The sequence below is a fragment of the Pedobacter sp. N36a genome, from assembly GCF_014472395.1.
Classification (GTDB): domain Bacteria; phylum Bacteroidota; class Bacteroidia; order Sphingobacteriales; family Sphingobacteriaceae; genus Pedobacter.
Map to the genome: position 1 here is coordinate 81,804 of NZ_JACSZW010000008.1, position 15,046 is coordinate 96,849.

Annotated in this window: 13 protein-coding genes; 4 read left to right on the plus strand and 9 right to left on the minus strand. The window is 39.8% G+C overall.

Annotated elements, in window-relative coordinates; genetic code table 11:
- Positions 1 to 48: 48 nt before the first annotated feature.
- Both rpoC and H9X96_RS16420 read left to right on the plus strand, forming a co-directional pair.
- Positions 49 to 4,335 carry a DNA-directed RNA polymerase subunit beta' gene (rpoC, locus tag H9X96_RS16415; protein ID WP_187667331.1) on the plus strand — a complete coding sequence of 1,429 codons (4,287 nt, stop codon included), beginning with the start codon at positions 49 to 51 and terminating at the stop codon, positions 4,333 to 4,335.
- Between the two features lie 125 nt (positions 4,336 to 4,460).
- Positions 4,461 to 4,775, plus strand: coding sequence for a DUF3467 domain-containing protein (locus tag H9X96_RS16420; RefSeq protein WP_062550286.1), 315 nt, complete (start codon positions 4,461 to 4,463; stop codon positions 4,773 to 4,775).
- Here the strand turns inward: H9X96_RS16420 and miaA are convergent.
- Genes miaA through H9X96_RS16450 form a run of 6 tightly spaced genes read right to left on the minus strand, consistent with a single transcriptional unit; the run spans position 4,772 to position 10,361 of the window.
- Positions 4,772 to 5,683: a tRNA (adenosine(37)-N6)-dimethylallyltransferase MiaA gene (gene miaA, locus H9X96_RS16425; RefSeq protein ID WP_187667332.1), complete on the minus strand. Its 912-nt coding sequence runs from the start codon at positions 5,681 to 5,683 to the stop codon at positions 4,772 to 4,774. The genes H9X96_RS16420 and miaA overlap by 4 nt on opposite strands.
- Positions 5,684 to 5,692: 9 nt before the next feature.
- Positions 5,693 to 6,355: a hypothetical protein gene (locus H9X96_RS16430; protein ID WP_187667333.1), complete on the minus strand. Its 663-nt coding sequence runs from the start codon at positions 6,353 to 6,355 to the stop codon at positions 5,693 to 5,695.
- A 50-nt stretch (positions 6,356 to 6,405) separates the two neighbouring features.
- A complete protein-coding gene (locus H9X96_RS16435) occupies positions 6,406 to 7,812 on the minus strand; it encodes a CCA tRNA nucleotidyltransferase (RefSeq protein WP_187667334.1) in 1,407 nt (468 codons plus the stop codon).
- Positions 7,813 to 7,837: 25 nt separating this feature from the next.
- Positions 7,838 to 8,404, minus strand: a complete 567-nt coding sequence (locus tag H9X96_RS16440) for an L-threonylcarbamoyladenylate synthase (protein ID WP_187667335.1) — start codon at positions 8,402 to 8,404, stop codon at positions 7,838 to 7,840.
- 12 nt (positions 8,405 to 8,416) lie between these two features.
- Complete coding sequence (locus tag H9X96_RS16445) at positions 8,417 to 9,538, minus strand: glycosyltransferase family 1 protein (RefSeq protein ID WP_187667336.1); 1,122 nt, start codon at positions 9,536 to 9,538, stop codon at positions 8,417 to 8,419.
- Positions 9,539 to 9,542: 4 nt separating this feature from the next.
- The gene (locus tag H9X96_RS16450; RefSeq protein ID WP_062550280.1) at positions 9,543 to 10,361 is read right to left on the minus strand and encodes a 2,3,4,5-tetrahydropyridine-2,6-dicarboxylate N-succinyltransferase; all 819 of its coding nucleotides are present in this window, start codon (positions 10,359 to 10,361) and stop codon (positions 9,543 to 9,545) included.
- 78 nt (positions 10,362 to 10,439) lie between these two features.
- Here H9X96_RS16450 and H9X96_RS16455 point away from each other — a divergent pair, with 78 nt between their 5' ends.
- Positions 10,440 to 10,850 carry an RNA-binding S4 domain-containing protein gene (locus H9X96_RS16455; RefSeq protein ID WP_187667337.1) on the plus strand — a complete coding sequence of 137 codons (411 nt, stop codon included), beginning with the start codon at positions 10,440 to 10,442 and terminating at the stop codon, positions 10,848 to 10,850.
- Between the two features lie 6 nt (positions 10,851 to 10,856).
- Here H9X96_RS16455 and H9X96_RS16460 read toward each other — a convergent pair whose 3' ends face one another.
- The 3 genes from H9X96_RS16460 to H9X96_RS16470 all read right to left on the minus strand — a co-directional run bounded on the left by H9X96_RS16460 (position 10,857) and on the right by H9X96_RS16470 (position 12,845).
- Positions 10,857 to 11,573, minus strand: a complete 717-nt coding sequence (locus H9X96_RS16460; RefSeq protein ID WP_370576749.1) for an EcsC family protein — start codon at positions 11,571 to 11,573, stop codon at positions 10,857 to 10,859.
- Between the two features lie 49 nt (positions 11,574 to 11,622).
- Positions 11,623 to 12,108 carry a nucleoside deaminase gene (locus H9X96_RS16465; RefSeq protein WP_187667338.1) on the minus strand — a complete coding sequence of 162 codons (486 nt, stop codon included), beginning with the start codon at positions 12,106 to 12,108 and terminating at the stop codon, positions 11,623 to 11,625.
- Positions 12,109 to 12,242: 134 nt separating this feature from the next.
- Complete coding sequence (locus tag H9X96_RS16470) at positions 12,243 to 12,845, minus strand: OmpH family outer membrane protein (protein ID WP_187667339.1); 603 nt, start codon at positions 12,843 to 12,845, stop codon at positions 12,243 to 12,245.
- A gap of 217 nt (positions 12,846 to 13,062) precedes the next feature.
- Between H9X96_RS16470 and gyrB the strand changes: the two genes are divergently transcribed.
- Complete coding sequence (gene gyrB / locus H9X96_RS16475; protein ID WP_187667340.1) at positions 13,063 to 15,021, plus strand: DNA topoisomerase (ATP-hydrolyzing) subunit B; 1,959 nt, start codon at positions 13,063 to 13,065, stop codon at positions 15,019 to 15,021.
- The last annotated feature ends 25 nt before the right edge of the window (positions 15,022 to 15,046 follow it).

The following is a 15,046-nucleotide window of genomic DNA, read 5'->3' on the forward strand; positions in this document are numbered from 1 at the left end:
TGGTGTCCGTTCCGGCTTTTTAAATTTTCAAATTCAAACAAAAGAGCTATGTCTTACAAAAAGGATAATAAATTAAAAAGCAATTTCACCTCGATCACCATTAGTTTGGCATCGCCGGAGGCTATTTTAGAGCGCTCTAGTGGGGAGGTGTTAAAACCTGAGACGATCAATTACCGTACTTACAAACCTGAGCGTGATGGTTTGTTCTGCGAGCGTATTTTCGGTCCGGTTAAAGATTACGAATGTCATTGCGGTAAATACAAACGTATCCGTTATAAGGGTATTGTATGTGACCGTTGTGGTGTTGAGGTTACAGAAAAGAAAGTACGTAGAGAGCGTATGGGACACATCAATCTGGTAGTTCCTGTGGCGCATATCTGGTATTTCCGCTCTTTACCAAATAAAATTGGATACTTATTAGGATTGCCTACAAAGAGATTAGATTTGATCATTTACTACGAGCGTTATGTAGTAATTCAACCTGGTTTCATGGCAGAAGAAGGCATTCAATACATGGATTTCTTAACTGAAGAGGAATATCTTGATATTCTTGATAAGTTGCCAAAAGAAAACCAATATTTAGACGATAAAGACCCTAATAAATTCATCGCCAAAATGGGTGCTGAAGCATTAGAAGATTTATTGAAACGTATTGATTTAGATACTTTATCTTATAATTTACGCCACCAGGCTGCAAACGAAACTTCTCAGCAACGTAAAAACGAAGCTTTGAAACGTTTACAGGTAGTGGAAGCTTTCCGTGGTGCAAGAACCCGTATTGAGAATAACCCAGAGTGGATGATCATCAAGATCGTTCCAGTTATTCCACCGGAATTGCGTCCGTTAGTACCTCTTGAAGGTGGTCGTTTCGCGACTTCAGATCTAAATGATCTATACCGTCGTGTGATTATCCGTAACAATCGTTTGAAACGTTTAATCGAGATCAAAGCGCCGGAAGTAATTTTACGTAACGAAAAACGTATGTTACAGGAAGCGGTAGATTCGTTATTTGATAACTCACGAAAAGTAAATGCAGTTAAAACTGAAGGTAACCGTGCTTTAAAATCTCTTTCAGACATCCTGAAAGGTAAACAAGGTCGTTTCCGTCAGAATTTATTAGGTAAACGTGTGGATTATTCTGCTCGTTCGGTAATTGTTGTCGGTCCAAACCTTAAATTACATGAATGCGGTTTACCTAAAGATATGGCTGCTGAGCTATTCAAACCGTTTATCATTCGCAAGATGATAGAAAGAGGTATCGTTAAAACAGTAAAATCTGCAAAGAAAATTGTAGACAGAAAAGACCCATTAGTTTGGGATATTCTGGAGAATGTTTTAAAAGGTCACCCGGTATTACTGAATCGTGCACCAACACTACACAGATTGGGTATCCAGTCTTTCCAACCTAAATTGGTGGAAGGTAAAGCGATCCAATTACACCCATTAGTATGTACCGCATTTAACGCGGATTTTGACGGTGACCAGATGGCAGTACACTTGCCATTAGGACACGCCGCAATCTTAGAGGCACAAGTATTAATGCTTGCTGCGCACAACATTCTAAACCCTGCAAACGGAACGCCGATTACTGTACCTTCACAGGATATGGTTTTGGGTCTTTACTACATTACTAAAGGCCGTAGAACAGACGATAAACGTGTAGTTAACGGACAAGATTTCTCCTTCTATTCTCCTGAAGAAGTAATCATTGCTTACAATGAGAAGAGAATTGATCTTCACGCGTTTATCAAAGTGAAGGTAAATGTGAAACTGGAAGACGGAACAATCGTTAATAAATTGTTGGATACAACTGTAGGTCGTGTACTATTTAATCAAATGGTTCCGGCAGAAGTTGGTTACATCAATGAACTATTGACTAAGAAATCTCTTAGAGATATCATTGGTCACGTAGTAAAAGTTACCGGTATGTCTCGCGCAGCAAGATTCTTAGATGATATCAAAGAATTAGGTTTCCAAATGGCATTCAGAGGAGGTTTATCATTTAATTTACAAGATGTAAACATTCCTGTTGAGAAACAAGCGCTATTGGAACAAGCTTCTGCTGAAGTTGAAGAAGTAAGGAATAACTATAACATGGGATTCATTACCAACAACGAGCGTTACAACCAAATTATCGATATCTGGACTCGTATCAATAACCGTTTAACATCATTCGTGATGACTCAGTTATCGAGCGATAATCAAGGTTTCAACTCAGTTTACATGATGTTGGATTCTGGAGCCCGTGGTTCGAAAGAGCAGATTCGTCAGCTATGCGGTATGCGTGGTTTGATGGCTAAGCCTCAGAAATCAGGTTCAGGTGGTGAGATTATTGAAAATCCGATTCTATCTAACTTTAAGGAAGGTCTATCGGTATTAGAATACTTTATCTCTACTCACGGTGCGCGTAAAGGTCTTGCGGATACGGCGTTAAAAACGGCGGATGCGGGTTACTTGACACGTCGTTTACATGATGTAGCACAGGATATGATCGTTAATGCAGAAGATTGTGGTACTTTAAGAGGTATGTACACTACTGCATTGAAAGATAATGAAGACATTGTTGAGCCGTTATATGACAGATTATTAGGTCGTATCTCTCTACATGATGTATTCAATCCTATGAATGGTGAACTGTTAGTGGGAGCCGGAATGGATATTGATGAAGATATTGCAAAAGCAATTGAAGAATCACCATTAGAAGGTGTTGAAATTCGTTCGGTATTAACCTGCGAAAATAAACGCGGAGTTTGTGCGCTTTGTTACGGTCGTAACTTAGCAACTGGTAAACGTGTTCAAAAAGGGGAAGCTGTCGGTGTAATTGCTGCACAATCCATCGGTGAGCCGGGTACACAGTTAACACTTCGTACGTTCCACGTTGGGGGTACTGCATCGAACATTGCTGCAGAATCTCAAATCAATGCTAAATTTGATGGTATCATCGAGTTTGAAAATGTTCGTACAGTTGAGAATGATACTGAAGATGGTGTGAAACAAATTGTTTTAGGTCGTTCAGGTGAGTTCAAAATTGTAGAGCCTGGTACAAACAAAGTGATCATGACCAATAACATTCCTTACGGTTCATTCTTATATGTTGAGGATGGTGCTAAAATCACTAAAGGGGATAAGATTTGTTCATGGGATCCATATAACGCGGTAATTATCTCTGAGTTCGCTGGTAAAATCGAATTTGATGCGATCGTTGAAGGTGTAACCTTCCGTGAAGAGTCAGATGAGCAAACTGGTCACCGTGAGAAAGTAATTATCGATACACGTGATAAAACTAAAAACCCTTCTGTACGGGTTGTGGATAAAAAAGGTGAATTGATCAGAGGATATAACATCCCTGTTGGAGCCCACATCGCTATCGATGAAGGTGACGCAGTTAAAACTGGTCAGATCCTGGTTAAGATTCCTCGTGCAACTGGTAAAACTAGAGATATCACGGGTGGTTTACCACGTGTAACGGAGCTTTTCGAAGCACGTAACCCTTCAAACCCTGCTGTAGTAACAGAGATTGATGGTGTGGTAACCTTAGGTGGCGTTAAACGTGGTAACCGCGAAATGACGATCGAATCTAAAGACGGCGAAGTTAAAAAATACCTTGTTCCATTGTCTAAACACATCCTGGTTCAGGATAATGACTTTGTGAAAGCAGGTATGCCTCTGTCTGATGGTTCTATCTCTCCAGCGGATATCTTAGCGATTAAAGGCCCTGCTGCTGTACAAGAATATCTAGTGAATGGTATCCAAGAGGTTTACCGCTTACAAGGTGTGAAAATCAATGATAAACACTTTGAGGTGATTGTACACCAGATGATGCAAAAAGTCCATATTGAAGATCCGGGAGATACCACTTTCTTAGAGAATAATCTTGCAGATCGTTGGGACTTCATGATTGAGAATGACGAGATCTATGACAAGAAAGTTGTGGTAGAAGCTGGTGATTCTAACACAGTGAAACCTGGACAAATCCTTTCTTTACGTAAATTAAGAGATGAAAATTCTCAATTGAAACGTAAAGATCTGAGACAAATTGAAGTTCGTGATGCAAGACCTGCAACTGCGAGTTCAATGTTACAAGGTATTACACGTGCTTCATTAGGAACGAAATCGTTCATCTCTGCAGCATCCTTCCAGGAGACTACAAAAGTGTTAAACGAAGCAGCAATCGCTGGTAAACGTGATAACATGCTTGGATTAAAAGAAAACGTAATTGTTGGACACTTAATTCCTTCAGGTACAGGTGTACGTGGATATGAGCGTATCATTGTAGGTTCACAAGAAGAATACGATAAATTATTAGCTTCGAAACAAGAAGAAGTAGATGCTTAATATTTAAATATCTTTTGAAAAGTCCCCCTTCTGATAAAGTCGGGGGACTTTTTTTATGCGTAATGCTTTGGAAAATAATTGGCCATCCACTACCTCCATATGGATTAAAGTAATAGTTTTGTGCTATGGAAGAACAGCAAAATGACAACCAATTAAGTATTGAACTTTCTGAAGAGATCGCAGAAGGGATTTTTTCGAATCTAGCCATCATCACACATTCCAATACGGAGTTTGTACTGGACTTTATCAGAGTGATGCCTGGGGTGCCTAAGGCGAGAGTGAAATCAAGAATTATACTGACACCGGAACATGCTAAAAGGTTAATGGCGGCAATGCAAGATAATCTCGAAAAATATGAAACTGCTTATGGCAAAATTAAAACGCAGGATGAGCCTCCTGGATTTCCAATGAATTTTGGAGGACCAACAGCTCAGGCTTAAGATTTTAATGCATTATTGATATGAAGGATGACGGCTTTGCTGGCATTGGGTTCGAACCAGGCAGTGTTGTCATCCCTTCTAAACCAGGTCAGCTGGCGTTTCGCAAAGCGACGTGTGTTTTGCTTGATTTTATCTACCGCAGCTTCTAGTGGGGTATGACCATCAAGAAAGTCGAATAATTCCGAATAACCTACCGTATTTAAGGCATTGTACTTTCTATACTCCTGTAGCCCTTTTACCTCTTCCAGCAAACCTGCGTCCATCATTTGGTCAACTCTATGGTTGATGCGCTGATAGAGTGCTATACGGTCTATATTGAGCCCTATTTTAATGATGTTGAAAGGTCTTTGCTTTTTACTGTTGGTTTGATAGGAGGAGAGTTTCTCGCCAGTAGACAGGAAGAATTCCAATCCCCTGACCATCCTTTGTGGGTTGGCCTGATCTACTTTTTCATAATACTCAGGATCATGGATTTTTAGCTGCTGTTTGATGGATTCAATCCCTTCATTTTCCAGCTTTTGTTTTAATTGTTCGCGGATGTTGAGGTCTGTATCCGGAAGGTCATCGAGGCCATTGCATACAGCATCAATGTATAAACCGGATCCGCCGACCATCATCAGCAGATCCTGTTTTTTAAAAAGTTCTTCCATCAGCTGTAAGGCTTGTACTTCAAAGTCTCCGGTGCTAAACAGGGTTGTTATACTATGGGAGTTAATGAAATGATGAGGGGCCGCATTTAACTCTTCCTGGGAAGGTTTTGCAGTCCCAATTTGCATCTCCTTAAAGAACTGACGGGAATCCGCCGAAATGATCTCTGTAGAAAAGTGTCTGGCCAGTTCAATAGCCAATGCAGTTTTTCCTATTCCGGTAGGGCCTACAATTACAATTAAGGTTTTATTCAATAGCATGATCGAATCCTAGTAATCGTCGTCTTTACCACCGTACTCATCATCTTCATAGCTGTCTTCGTCGCTGCCATACTCATCTGCATCAGCCGAATCTTCATCAGCGTCGTCATCAATCGTTTTTTCTTCCGTATTGATGCCTCTTCCGTCCATGGCGGCTAATTCTTCCGTATCACCAGGAACAAAATCCAGCTCATTTAAGAAGTCAAATTCAGTAGATGCCTCATTTGAGGATACTGCAACTGCGTTGAAATTGTCTTTATCAATGATTTTAGGCGCTTCTCCAACACTTTTAACCAGTACAGGGTACTCTAGGTTCGGATCAGTTTCCAGAATGATCTTGATCAATTCTACATGAAAATCAAACGGACGATCGAAGTTGTAGATATAATAGAATTTCTGGTGCGGATCTTCGATGAAGCTGCTCAGTTTGGCTTTTTCCATTAAAGTTACCCCTCTATCTGTTTTACGTTGATTTGGCAGGTAGGCAATTTCGTCCCCTTTGATCCAATGGTCAGTACTCACATAAAAAGAAGAGGATTTTTCAGCAGAATATCCTGTTGAGCGATGTATCGCACGATGTAAATCTTCAAATGTCTGGCTTGGTTTAATATCGATTTCCCTAACTACCTCATCGAAATCCTCGAAACTTATTCTAAATCTATAAATTGCCATCTGAGCTTTTTTTCTAGCTATAAAATTATAAAATATTATTGTACTTTGTATTAGTGCTTTACGGGCTGAAGGCCAAATTCTTTGGCTTTTTCCAGCATAAACTGTAGTGCCTCATCATAGTCATTTTTGATCTCACCTTCCAGAATTGCTTCACGGATGGCATTTTTGATGAGCCCTACTTCTTTGCCTGCGCCTAAACCAAAGATCTCCATGATGTGGGTACCTGTGATCGGCGGTTGCCAGTTTCTTACCTTGTCGCGTTCTTCTACGTCTTTAAGCTTCTGTTTAACCAGCTCAAAGTTATTACGGTACTTTTTTACTTTGTACTCGTTTTTAGTAGTGACATCGGCGTTGCAGAGCATCATCAGACTCTCTATATCTTCACCGGCGTCAAATAATAACCTCCTGACTGCCGAATCTGTAACCACTTCCTGTGCCAGAACAATCGGTCTGAGGTGAAGCTGTACCAATTTCTGAACCAATTTCATCTTCTCATTTAATGGAAGTTTCAATTGATTGAAAATCTGAGGTACCATTCTTGCACCTTTGTCTTCATGACCATGAAAAGTCCAGCCATGTCCTTCTTCAAAACGCTTGGTTGCTGGTTTGGCAATGTCATGAAGAATGGCCGCCCAACGGAGCCAAAGGTCGTCGGTAGCCTCACAAATATTATCAAGAACTTGCAAGGTATGATAAAAATTATCTTTATGCCCTTTTCCATTAATGATCTCCACTCCGTAAAGATTGGCCATTTGTGGAAATACCAGGTGCAAAAGACCGGTATCAAACAGGTATTTAAAACCTATAGAAGGTGTTTTAGAAAGAATAATCTTGTTGAGTTCATCAGTAATGCGCTCTTTTGATACGATATTGATTCTTTCTTTCTGTTTTTTGATGGCATTGATTGCACTTTCGTCTATGCTAAACTCCAATTGGGTGGCAAAACGAATTGCCCTCATCATCCTTAATGGATCATCTGAAAAAGTAAGCTCAGGATCAAGGGGTGTTCTGATGAGTTTTTGCTCCAGGTCGTTAATTCCGTTAAATGGATCAACAAGTTGTGCATAATTTTCTTTATTCAGGGAGATGGCCAGGGCATTGATCGTGAAATCTCTTCTCAGCTGATCGTCTTTGATAGTGCCGTTTTCTACGATAGGCTTGCGGGAATCTGCACGATAGGACTCTTTTCGGGCCCCAACAAATTCTATTTCCAGATCGCGGGTTTTTAACATGGCAGTGCCGAAGTTTTTAAATACCGCAACCTTGGTTTTGAGTTGCTTACCTACTAATTCAGCAAACTCAATCCCATTCCCCAGCACCACAACATCGATGTCTTTAGAGGGTCTTTTCAAGAAAATATCGCGCACATACCCACCTATTACGTATGCTTCAATCTGATGTGTTTGAGCAATATCGGCAAGGACTTTAAATATTGGATTTTGTAAATGTTTTTCCATTAATGAGTTACAAAAGTAATAAAACTTACTTTCTAATAAAGGAAAATTGACCTCCGGGAGCTAATTTCATGATGGTAGAAGGTTTCTTCGGAGTCTGCAGTGCTTGTTCCCAATCAACTACGTAATCCACTGCTGCTTTAATTTCTTCTGAAATCTCATCAAAGATGACTGGGGAAGGTTCACCAGATTTATTAGCAGAAGTGGAAGTAATCGGTTTACGGAAGCGTTGAATGAGCTCCTTGCAGAAATCATGCTTTACAATTCTAATCCCTACACTGCCATCTTCATTGATCACGTTTTTAGCCAAATTTTTAGCACCTGAGAAAATGATCGTCAATGGGTTTTCCGCGTATTCGATTAAGTCGTAAGCGACTTCAGGAATCTCCGTGACATAACTTTGAAGTTTAGCATCATTGTCGAGCAGGACGATAAAGCTTTTATCTGCGCTGCGTTGTTTGATCTCATTTATTCTGGCTACTGCGGCTTCATTTGTCGCATCACATCCTAACCCCCAAACCGTGTCTGTAGGATAAAGAATCACCCCTCCGTTTTTTAATACCTGAAGGGTCTTTTCAATTTCTGTTCTAAGCATAACCTGTTATTTCTATTGGTTGGAAAGTACCTGGGTATAAATTTTAATCATTTCCTCTGTGAGGACCCGGGTATCAAATTTTTTAACATATTCCAGCCCTTTTACTGTCATCTTTGTGGCGAGATCAGGACTGTTTAATACTCTATTTATGGCGTTAGAGAGTGCAATTTTGTCATAAGGGGCCACATATAAGCTGTTTTCGCCTCCTGCTTCTTCTAAACAAGAACCTGTTGCGGCGATGACCGGGACAGCGGAATACAAGGCTTCAATGATTGGAATTCCGAATCCTTCATATAATGATGGATAAACGAAGGCCTTAGCCATTTGATAAATAGAGGGTAGGTCCTCGAAAGGTACATTCTGTAAAAAGGTGACCCTTGATTTTAAGCCAAGTACCTCAATTTCTTTGTTAACCAGTTCGGTATAAGCTGTTTTTTTTCCTACAACCACGAGGTGATAATCCGGATGAATTTCTGGCAATGCTTTGATTAGCGTTAGCAGGTTTTTCCGGCTTTCAATCGTTCCTACATTCAGAATATATTTTTCCGGCAGCTCGTGTTTATCCCTGACGTCCTGTTTTTTCTTTTGATCAGTTGCAGATTTAAAACTGTCGTCACAGCTTTGGTAAACGACTTCAATTTTATCAGGGTCGGTATGGAAAAAATGGATAAGATCTCTTTTTGTACATTCACTGATGGCTACTATTTTGTCTGCATGTTTGCAGGCATAGCGAAATTTCAGCTGGTAGATGAATCGGTCTATCCTTCCGTAATATTGGGGGAACCTGAGGAAAATCAGGTCATGTATCGTGACTACACTTGCTATTCCTGAATTTTTGATACCCAGGGGGATCTCATGACTCAAGCCATGAAATAAGTCAATCTGATCTTTTAGTAATTGTTTTTTGATTCCGGAAGTTCTCCAGAACCATCCCGGACGATCAGGAAGCTCCGTTTTAATCCCCTTTATTTTCAAAAATCGAGAAATCTGAGCATGATTTTTTACTTTGGGTGTATAAACAAAGTATTGGTTTTGAGGAAAAAATTCTGCCAGGTGGGTAACTAAAGACCTGCTGTAATTCCCTAGTCCTGTTAAATTATTCGCTGCCCTCTTTCCGTCAAAACCAATCTTCATTATATTATACTGCTACATTATTTTCTCTCAATGCATCATTTAGAGAAGTCTTTTTATCTGTAGATTCTTTACGCTGACCAATGATCAATGCACATGGAACTTGGAATTCACCAGCTGGGAATTTCTTCGCATAGCTACCTGGAATTACTACTGAACGTGCAGGAACGATACCTTTATATTCAACGGGTGTGTTGCCTGTAACGTCGATGATTTTAGTAGAGGCTGTTAAAACTACATTTGCACCTAGCACTGCTTCTCTTTCCACACGAACACCTTCCACAACGATTGCTCTTGAACCAATGAAAACATTGTCTTCGATGATTACCGGAGCAGCTTGAATTGGCTCTAACACACCACCAATACCTACACCACCACTCAAGTGAACGTGTTTACCGATTTGCGCACATGAACCTACAGTTGCCCATGTATCCACCATTGTACCTTCGTCAACGTAGGCACCGATATTTACATAAGATGGCATCATGATCACACCTTTGGCCAAATAAGCGCCATATCGTGCAATACCATGAGGTACTACTCTTACACCTAGTTCTTTATAATTGGTTTTCAATTTCATTTTATCATGAAATACGAAAGGACCAACTTCAATTTCTTTCATTTCTCTGATTGGAAAATAAAGGATTACTGCCTTTTTGATCCATTCATTCACAGCCCACGAGTTCAGTACTGGTTCAGCAACGCGCAATTCACCTTTATCAAGTTGCATAATTACCGTTTCTATTGCTTCGCAATATTCACTATATCCTAATAAAGTTCTGTCTTCCCAAGCGGCTTCTACTAACTTTTTTAATTGTGCTATCATGTTTTAAGTTATTTTTTGACAAAATAAATCAATTTTATGTATAGACCATTGTTTTCTATAATGTATTTTTGATTTTTTATGGCAGAGCAAGAAAAATTACGGATAGATAAGTACTTATGGGCAATCAGATTATTTAAGACCAGGAGTTTAGCGACAGAGGCTTGTAAAGCGGGTCGGGTGAAATTCAATGGGAATAATCTTAAAGCTTCTGCAATAGTCAAACCTGGAGATGTGTATCAGGTATCCAAAGGAATAGAGAAGAAAGTAATTGAAGTGGTGGAGCTTTTATACAATAGGGTAGAGGCTAAAATAGCGGTCACTAAATATAAAGATATTACCCCTTTAGAGGAGACTCATGGTTATAAATCAATGTTCCATTCACCGGTATTGATCAGAGATCGTGGTGCAGGAAGGCCTACAAAGAAAGACCGCAGGGAAATCGACGACCTGACTGGTGGTCTTTTTGAAGAGGAAGAAGGCGAAAAATAGTGGGTGTTATTTTAATAATCTCATTCTATAAGCTTGCATTGCTGTTTCTCCCAGCTGTTTGATCAATTGATAATTGGCAATTGCACCTATAGCTGCACCAACTACTGGTAACAGCTGCGCTAGTTTGGCGAGGTCGATGTAATCGCGGTATTCCTGCTGAAGGGTTTTCCAGTCGATACTGTCTACGTTTTCCGGGAGGATATGTAGTTTATCTTCCCAGTTTTCAAGGTGCATGAAAACCTTCGTCCTTCCCTGCTGACTGGAGAAAGCGAGCTGAAAAATATAGAGCAAATATAAGCGTTCTCTATAATCCTTTACATCAAAGCCATACAGGGCTGCAATTTCAAATAGCAGTTTCATTTTTATGCCAATGAGAATAGGGAAATCGGCCATGCTCATCAGGAAGCCGCCTGCACCTGTAATGCCTCCTTCTGCAGCTCCAGTTCTGCAATAATTGTCAATTTTCTGCTTTACCAAAGCCTCTCTATGGACCAGACTCGTTTCCATTGCAGGCATATTTGAAGTGGTATAGGTAGAGCCGTACAACACCCCTTTGATCATATTTTTAATGGTCACCGTGATCGCGGTATGAATTTTTTTAGGAATATAGCTATTGATTTTCTTTTGAACGTTATTGGTGATTTTATTGAAAAATGAGGGTTTAAGCCTCATTTTTCGCTTCCAGAATTCCAGTTCAATGGTTATTTTCTCTTCGTAATTCACAGGGTGTATATTACAATAATTATTTCTTTAAGCTCCTAAACGGTTGAATTTAATAAGTGACCCTCATGGAAGATTGCTCCCAAAGTTTAAAAGCCTGGAGGGCTTCGTCTCTTAGCATTTGCTGGATAGGTAAGCTGCGCGCTGCCATTGGTTTTTCCAATTCTTCATAAATGAATTGATCATCAAAGCCAATATTCGCTGCATCTACTTTTGTATTGGCATAATAAATCGTGTTGATTCTGGACCAATAAACCGCACTTAGGCACATCGGGCAAGGCTCACAGCTGGTATAAATCACACATCCGCTCAGGTCAAAAGTCTTCAGTTTTTTGCAGGCCATTCTAATCGCGGAAACCTCTGCATGGGCTGTTGGATCATTTGTACTGGTCACTTTATTGCCGCTCTTTGCGATCACTTTTCCATCTTTGACCACTACTGCACCAAATGGGCCACCTAGTTCTTCGGTCACATTCTTCTCTGAAAGGCCAATGGCCATTCTCATAAATTTTTCGTGCTGCTGCGTTGTAACGTCCATATTGTCGATTTATTGAGATTAGAAATGAGGATCATACTGCTGCCAGTATAGATAGCTCAATGTTTATGCTAAAAATAGGAGCACAAAAAAAATGCCCCGATTAAGCGGAGCATTTAAAATTCATCAGATGATGATTATTTTTTGTCTTTTGAGTAAGCTTCGTTTAATCCTACGATTACTTCGCTGGTTACATCTAAAGATTCGTCAGCAAATAAAATTGCGCTGTTACCTTTTGAATAAGTTAATACCATTTTGAAACCTTTTCCTTTGGCATAAGTTTTCAAGTATTCTGCAACTTTATCGTATAATTTTTCATTCTCAGTAGCTTGCTCATTTTGAAGTGCAGCACCTGCATTTTGAGAATAAGCTTGTAGCTCTTGTTGTTTACGTGCTAATCTTTCTTCAGTAGCAGCTCTTTGATCAGCAGGCAAAGTGTTTTGCTGTTGTTGATATTGAGTGACTTCACGTTGGAAAGCTTGTTGTTTAGAAGCAAGATCTGTTTGTGCTGTTTTTGACTTCGCGTCAAGTTTAGTTTTTAAGTCTTTGAAATACTGATATTTTGTTAACAGGGAATCAGAATTAACATAGACGATTTTCTCTGCGCTTGTTACTGTGGCCGACTCAGATTTTGGAGCAGTAGTAGTCCCTGCGTTTTCTTTGTTCTGGCAAGAAGCCATTACGGAAACTAATGCAACTGCAGTAGCAATGCTGCCAAGTTTTAATGTTGATCTTTTCATCTAATGAGTATAATTGATTTTTTGTTTTACTTTTTTCGGATATTGTTTTCCCTTTGGAATGATAAATTTCAACAAATATAAAATTTCAAATTTAGTATCCTAAAAAACTACGATTTTTAGCTCATTTTTAGTGGTTTTTTGGTCAAATAGTTATCCACATTTGCGGTTAATTGGGCTAAAATGGTTATTTTTGAATCTAATTGTTTTTTTAAAAATTATGAGCGAAGAAAAGGATCCAAAGTCAAATTATTCGGCAGATAATATACAGGTTTTAGAAGGTTTAGAAGCGGTGCGTAAGCGCCCTTCGATGTATATAGGAGACACCGGAGTAAAAGGATTACACCATTTAGTTTACGAGGTAGTAGATAACTCTATTGATGAGGCGTTAGCAGGTCATGCTGACACGATATATGTAAATATTCTTCAAGACAACTCGATTAGAGTTGAAGATAACGGTCGTGGTATTCCTACGGGAATTATGCAGAAAGAGCAAAAGTCAGCGCTGGAGATCGTAATGACGGTATTACATGCCGGGGGTAAATTTGATAAGGATACTTATAAAGTTTCCGGAGGTCTGCATGGTGTAGGGGTAAGTTGCGTGAACGCATTATCAACGCATTTAAAAGCAGAAGTTCACCGTGATGGACAAGTTTGGGAACAGGAATATGAAAAAGGTAAGCCGCAATACGATGTTAAAATCGTAGGTACAACCGATAAAAGAGGAACGGTAATTACGTTTTCTCCGGATCCTGAAATCTTTACCCAAACATTAGAGTACCGTTATGATACTTTAGCCAGCAGATTAAGAGAATTGTCTTTCCTGAATAAAGGAATTAAACTGACACTTACTGATGAGCGTGAATTAGACGAAGAAGGAAATCCGATTACGGAACTTTTCCATTCTCAGGGTGGTTTAAAAGAATTTGTTCAGTTTTTAGATGGAGGTCGTCCTTCCCTGATTGCAGAGCCGATTTATGTAGAAGGTATCAAAAATGGTATTCCAGTAGAGCTGGCTTTACAGTACAATGATAGCTATGCAGAAAATGTACACTCTTATGTGAACAACATTAATACACATGAAGGTGGTACACATATTGCAGGTTTCAGAAGAGGTTTAACCAGAACCTTAAAAGCGTATGCTGATAAATCTGGCTTACTGAAAAATGTGAAATTTGAGATTACCGGTGATGACTTTAGAGAAGGATTGACAGCCGTAGTTTCCGTGAAAGTACAGGAACCACAGTTTGAAGGTCAGACGAAAACAAAGTTAGGTAACTCAGAGGTAATGGGAGCAGTGGATATCGCCGTTGGTGAAGCGCTGAATAATTACCTGGAAGAAAACCCTAGAGAAGCAAAACTGATTGTTAATAAAGTAATTCTTGCCGCTACTGCACGTGCTGCTGCACGTAAAGCACGTGAGATGGTACAGCGTAAGAGCGTAATGGGCGGTTCAGGTTTACCTGGTAAGTTAGCCGATTGTTCTGATAGTGATCCGGAAAAATGTGAGATTTACCTGGTCGAGGGAGATTCCGCGGGTGGAACTGCCAAACAGGGTAGAGACCGTAATTTCCAGGCTATTCTTCCACTGAAAGGTAAAATCCTGAACGTAGAGAAAGCAATGGAGCACAAGATCTATGAAAATGACGAGATTAAGAATATGTTTACGGCCTTAGGGGTAAGCATCGGAACTCCGGAAGATGATAAAGCGCTGAACTTAACCAAACTTCGTTACCATAAGGTAGTGATCATGACGGATGCGGACATCGATGGATCACACATTACCACCCTGATCCTTACTTTCTTCTTCAGATACATGAAAGCATTGATTGAAGCGGGGTATGTGTACATCGCAGCGCCACCGTTATACCAGGTTAAAAAAGGAAAAGAACATGAATATTGCTGGAATGATCAGCAGCGTGATCAGGCAGTACAACGCTTAAAAGGTGCAGGTAAAGAAGAAAGTGTACACATCCAACGCTATAAAGGTCTTGGAGAGATGAACGCTGAGCAGTTATGGGATACTACTTTAAATCCTGCAACACGTACTTTATTACAGGCAACTATTGAAAATGCTGCTGAATGTGACCATACCTTCTCCATGTTAATGGGTGATGAAGTTGGTCCAAGAAGAGATTTCATTGAGAGAAATGCTAAATATGCTAAGATTGACGCTTAATTAGCAGTTCAAAATAACAATTAAA

What these genes read in the sequence shown, in the direction of transcription:
- rpoC (WP_187667331.1), top strand. Translation starts at nt 49, where the DNA reads ATGTCTTACAAAAAGGATAATAAATTAAAAAGCAATTTCACCTCGATC.
- H9X96_RS16420 (WP_062550286.1), top strand. Translation starts at nt 4,461, where the DNA reads ATGGAAGAACAGCAAAATGACAACCAATTAAGTATTGAACTTTCTGAA.
- miaA (WP_187667332.1), bottom strand. Translation starts at nt 5,683, where the DNA reads ATGCTATTGAATAAAACCTTAATTGTAATTGTAGGCCCTACCGGAATA.
- H9X96_RS16430 (WP_187667333.1), bottom strand. Translation starts at nt 6,355, where the DNA reads ATGGCAATTTATAGATTTAGAATAAGTTTCGAGGATTTCGATGAGGTA.
- H9X96_RS16435 (WP_187667334.1), bottom strand. Translation starts at nt 7,812, where the DNA reads ATGGAAAAACATTTACAAAATCCAATATTTAAAGTCCTTGCCGATATT.
- H9X96_RS16440 (WP_187667335.1), bottom strand. Translation starts at nt 8,404, where the DNA reads ATGCTTAGAACAGAAATTGAAAAGACCCTTCAGGTATTAAAAAACGGA.
- H9X96_RS16445 (WP_187667336.1), bottom strand. Translation starts at nt 9,538, where the DNA reads ATGAAGATTGGTTTTGACGGAAAGAGGGCAGCGAATAATTTAACAGGA.
- H9X96_RS16450 (WP_062550280.1), bottom strand. Translation starts at nt 10,361, where the DNA reads ATGATAGCACAATTAAAAAAGTTAGTAGAAGCCGCTTGGGAAGACAGA.
- H9X96_RS16455 (WP_187667337.1), top strand. Translation starts at nt 10,440, where the DNA reads ATGGCAGAGCAAGAAAAATTACGGATAGATAAGTACTTATGGGCAATC.
- H9X96_RS16465 (WP_187667338.1), bottom strand. Translation starts at nt 12,108, where the DNA reads ATGGACGTTACAACGCAGCAGCACGAAAAATTTATGAGAATGGCCATT.
- H9X96_RS16470 (WP_187667339.1), bottom strand. Translation starts at nt 12,845, where the DNA reads ATGAAAAGATCAACATTAAAACTTGGCAGCATTGCTACTGCAGTTGCA.
- gyrB (WP_187667340.1), top strand. Translation starts at nt 13,063, where the DNA reads ATGAGCGAAGAAAAGGATCCAAAGTCAAATTATTCGGCAGATAATATA.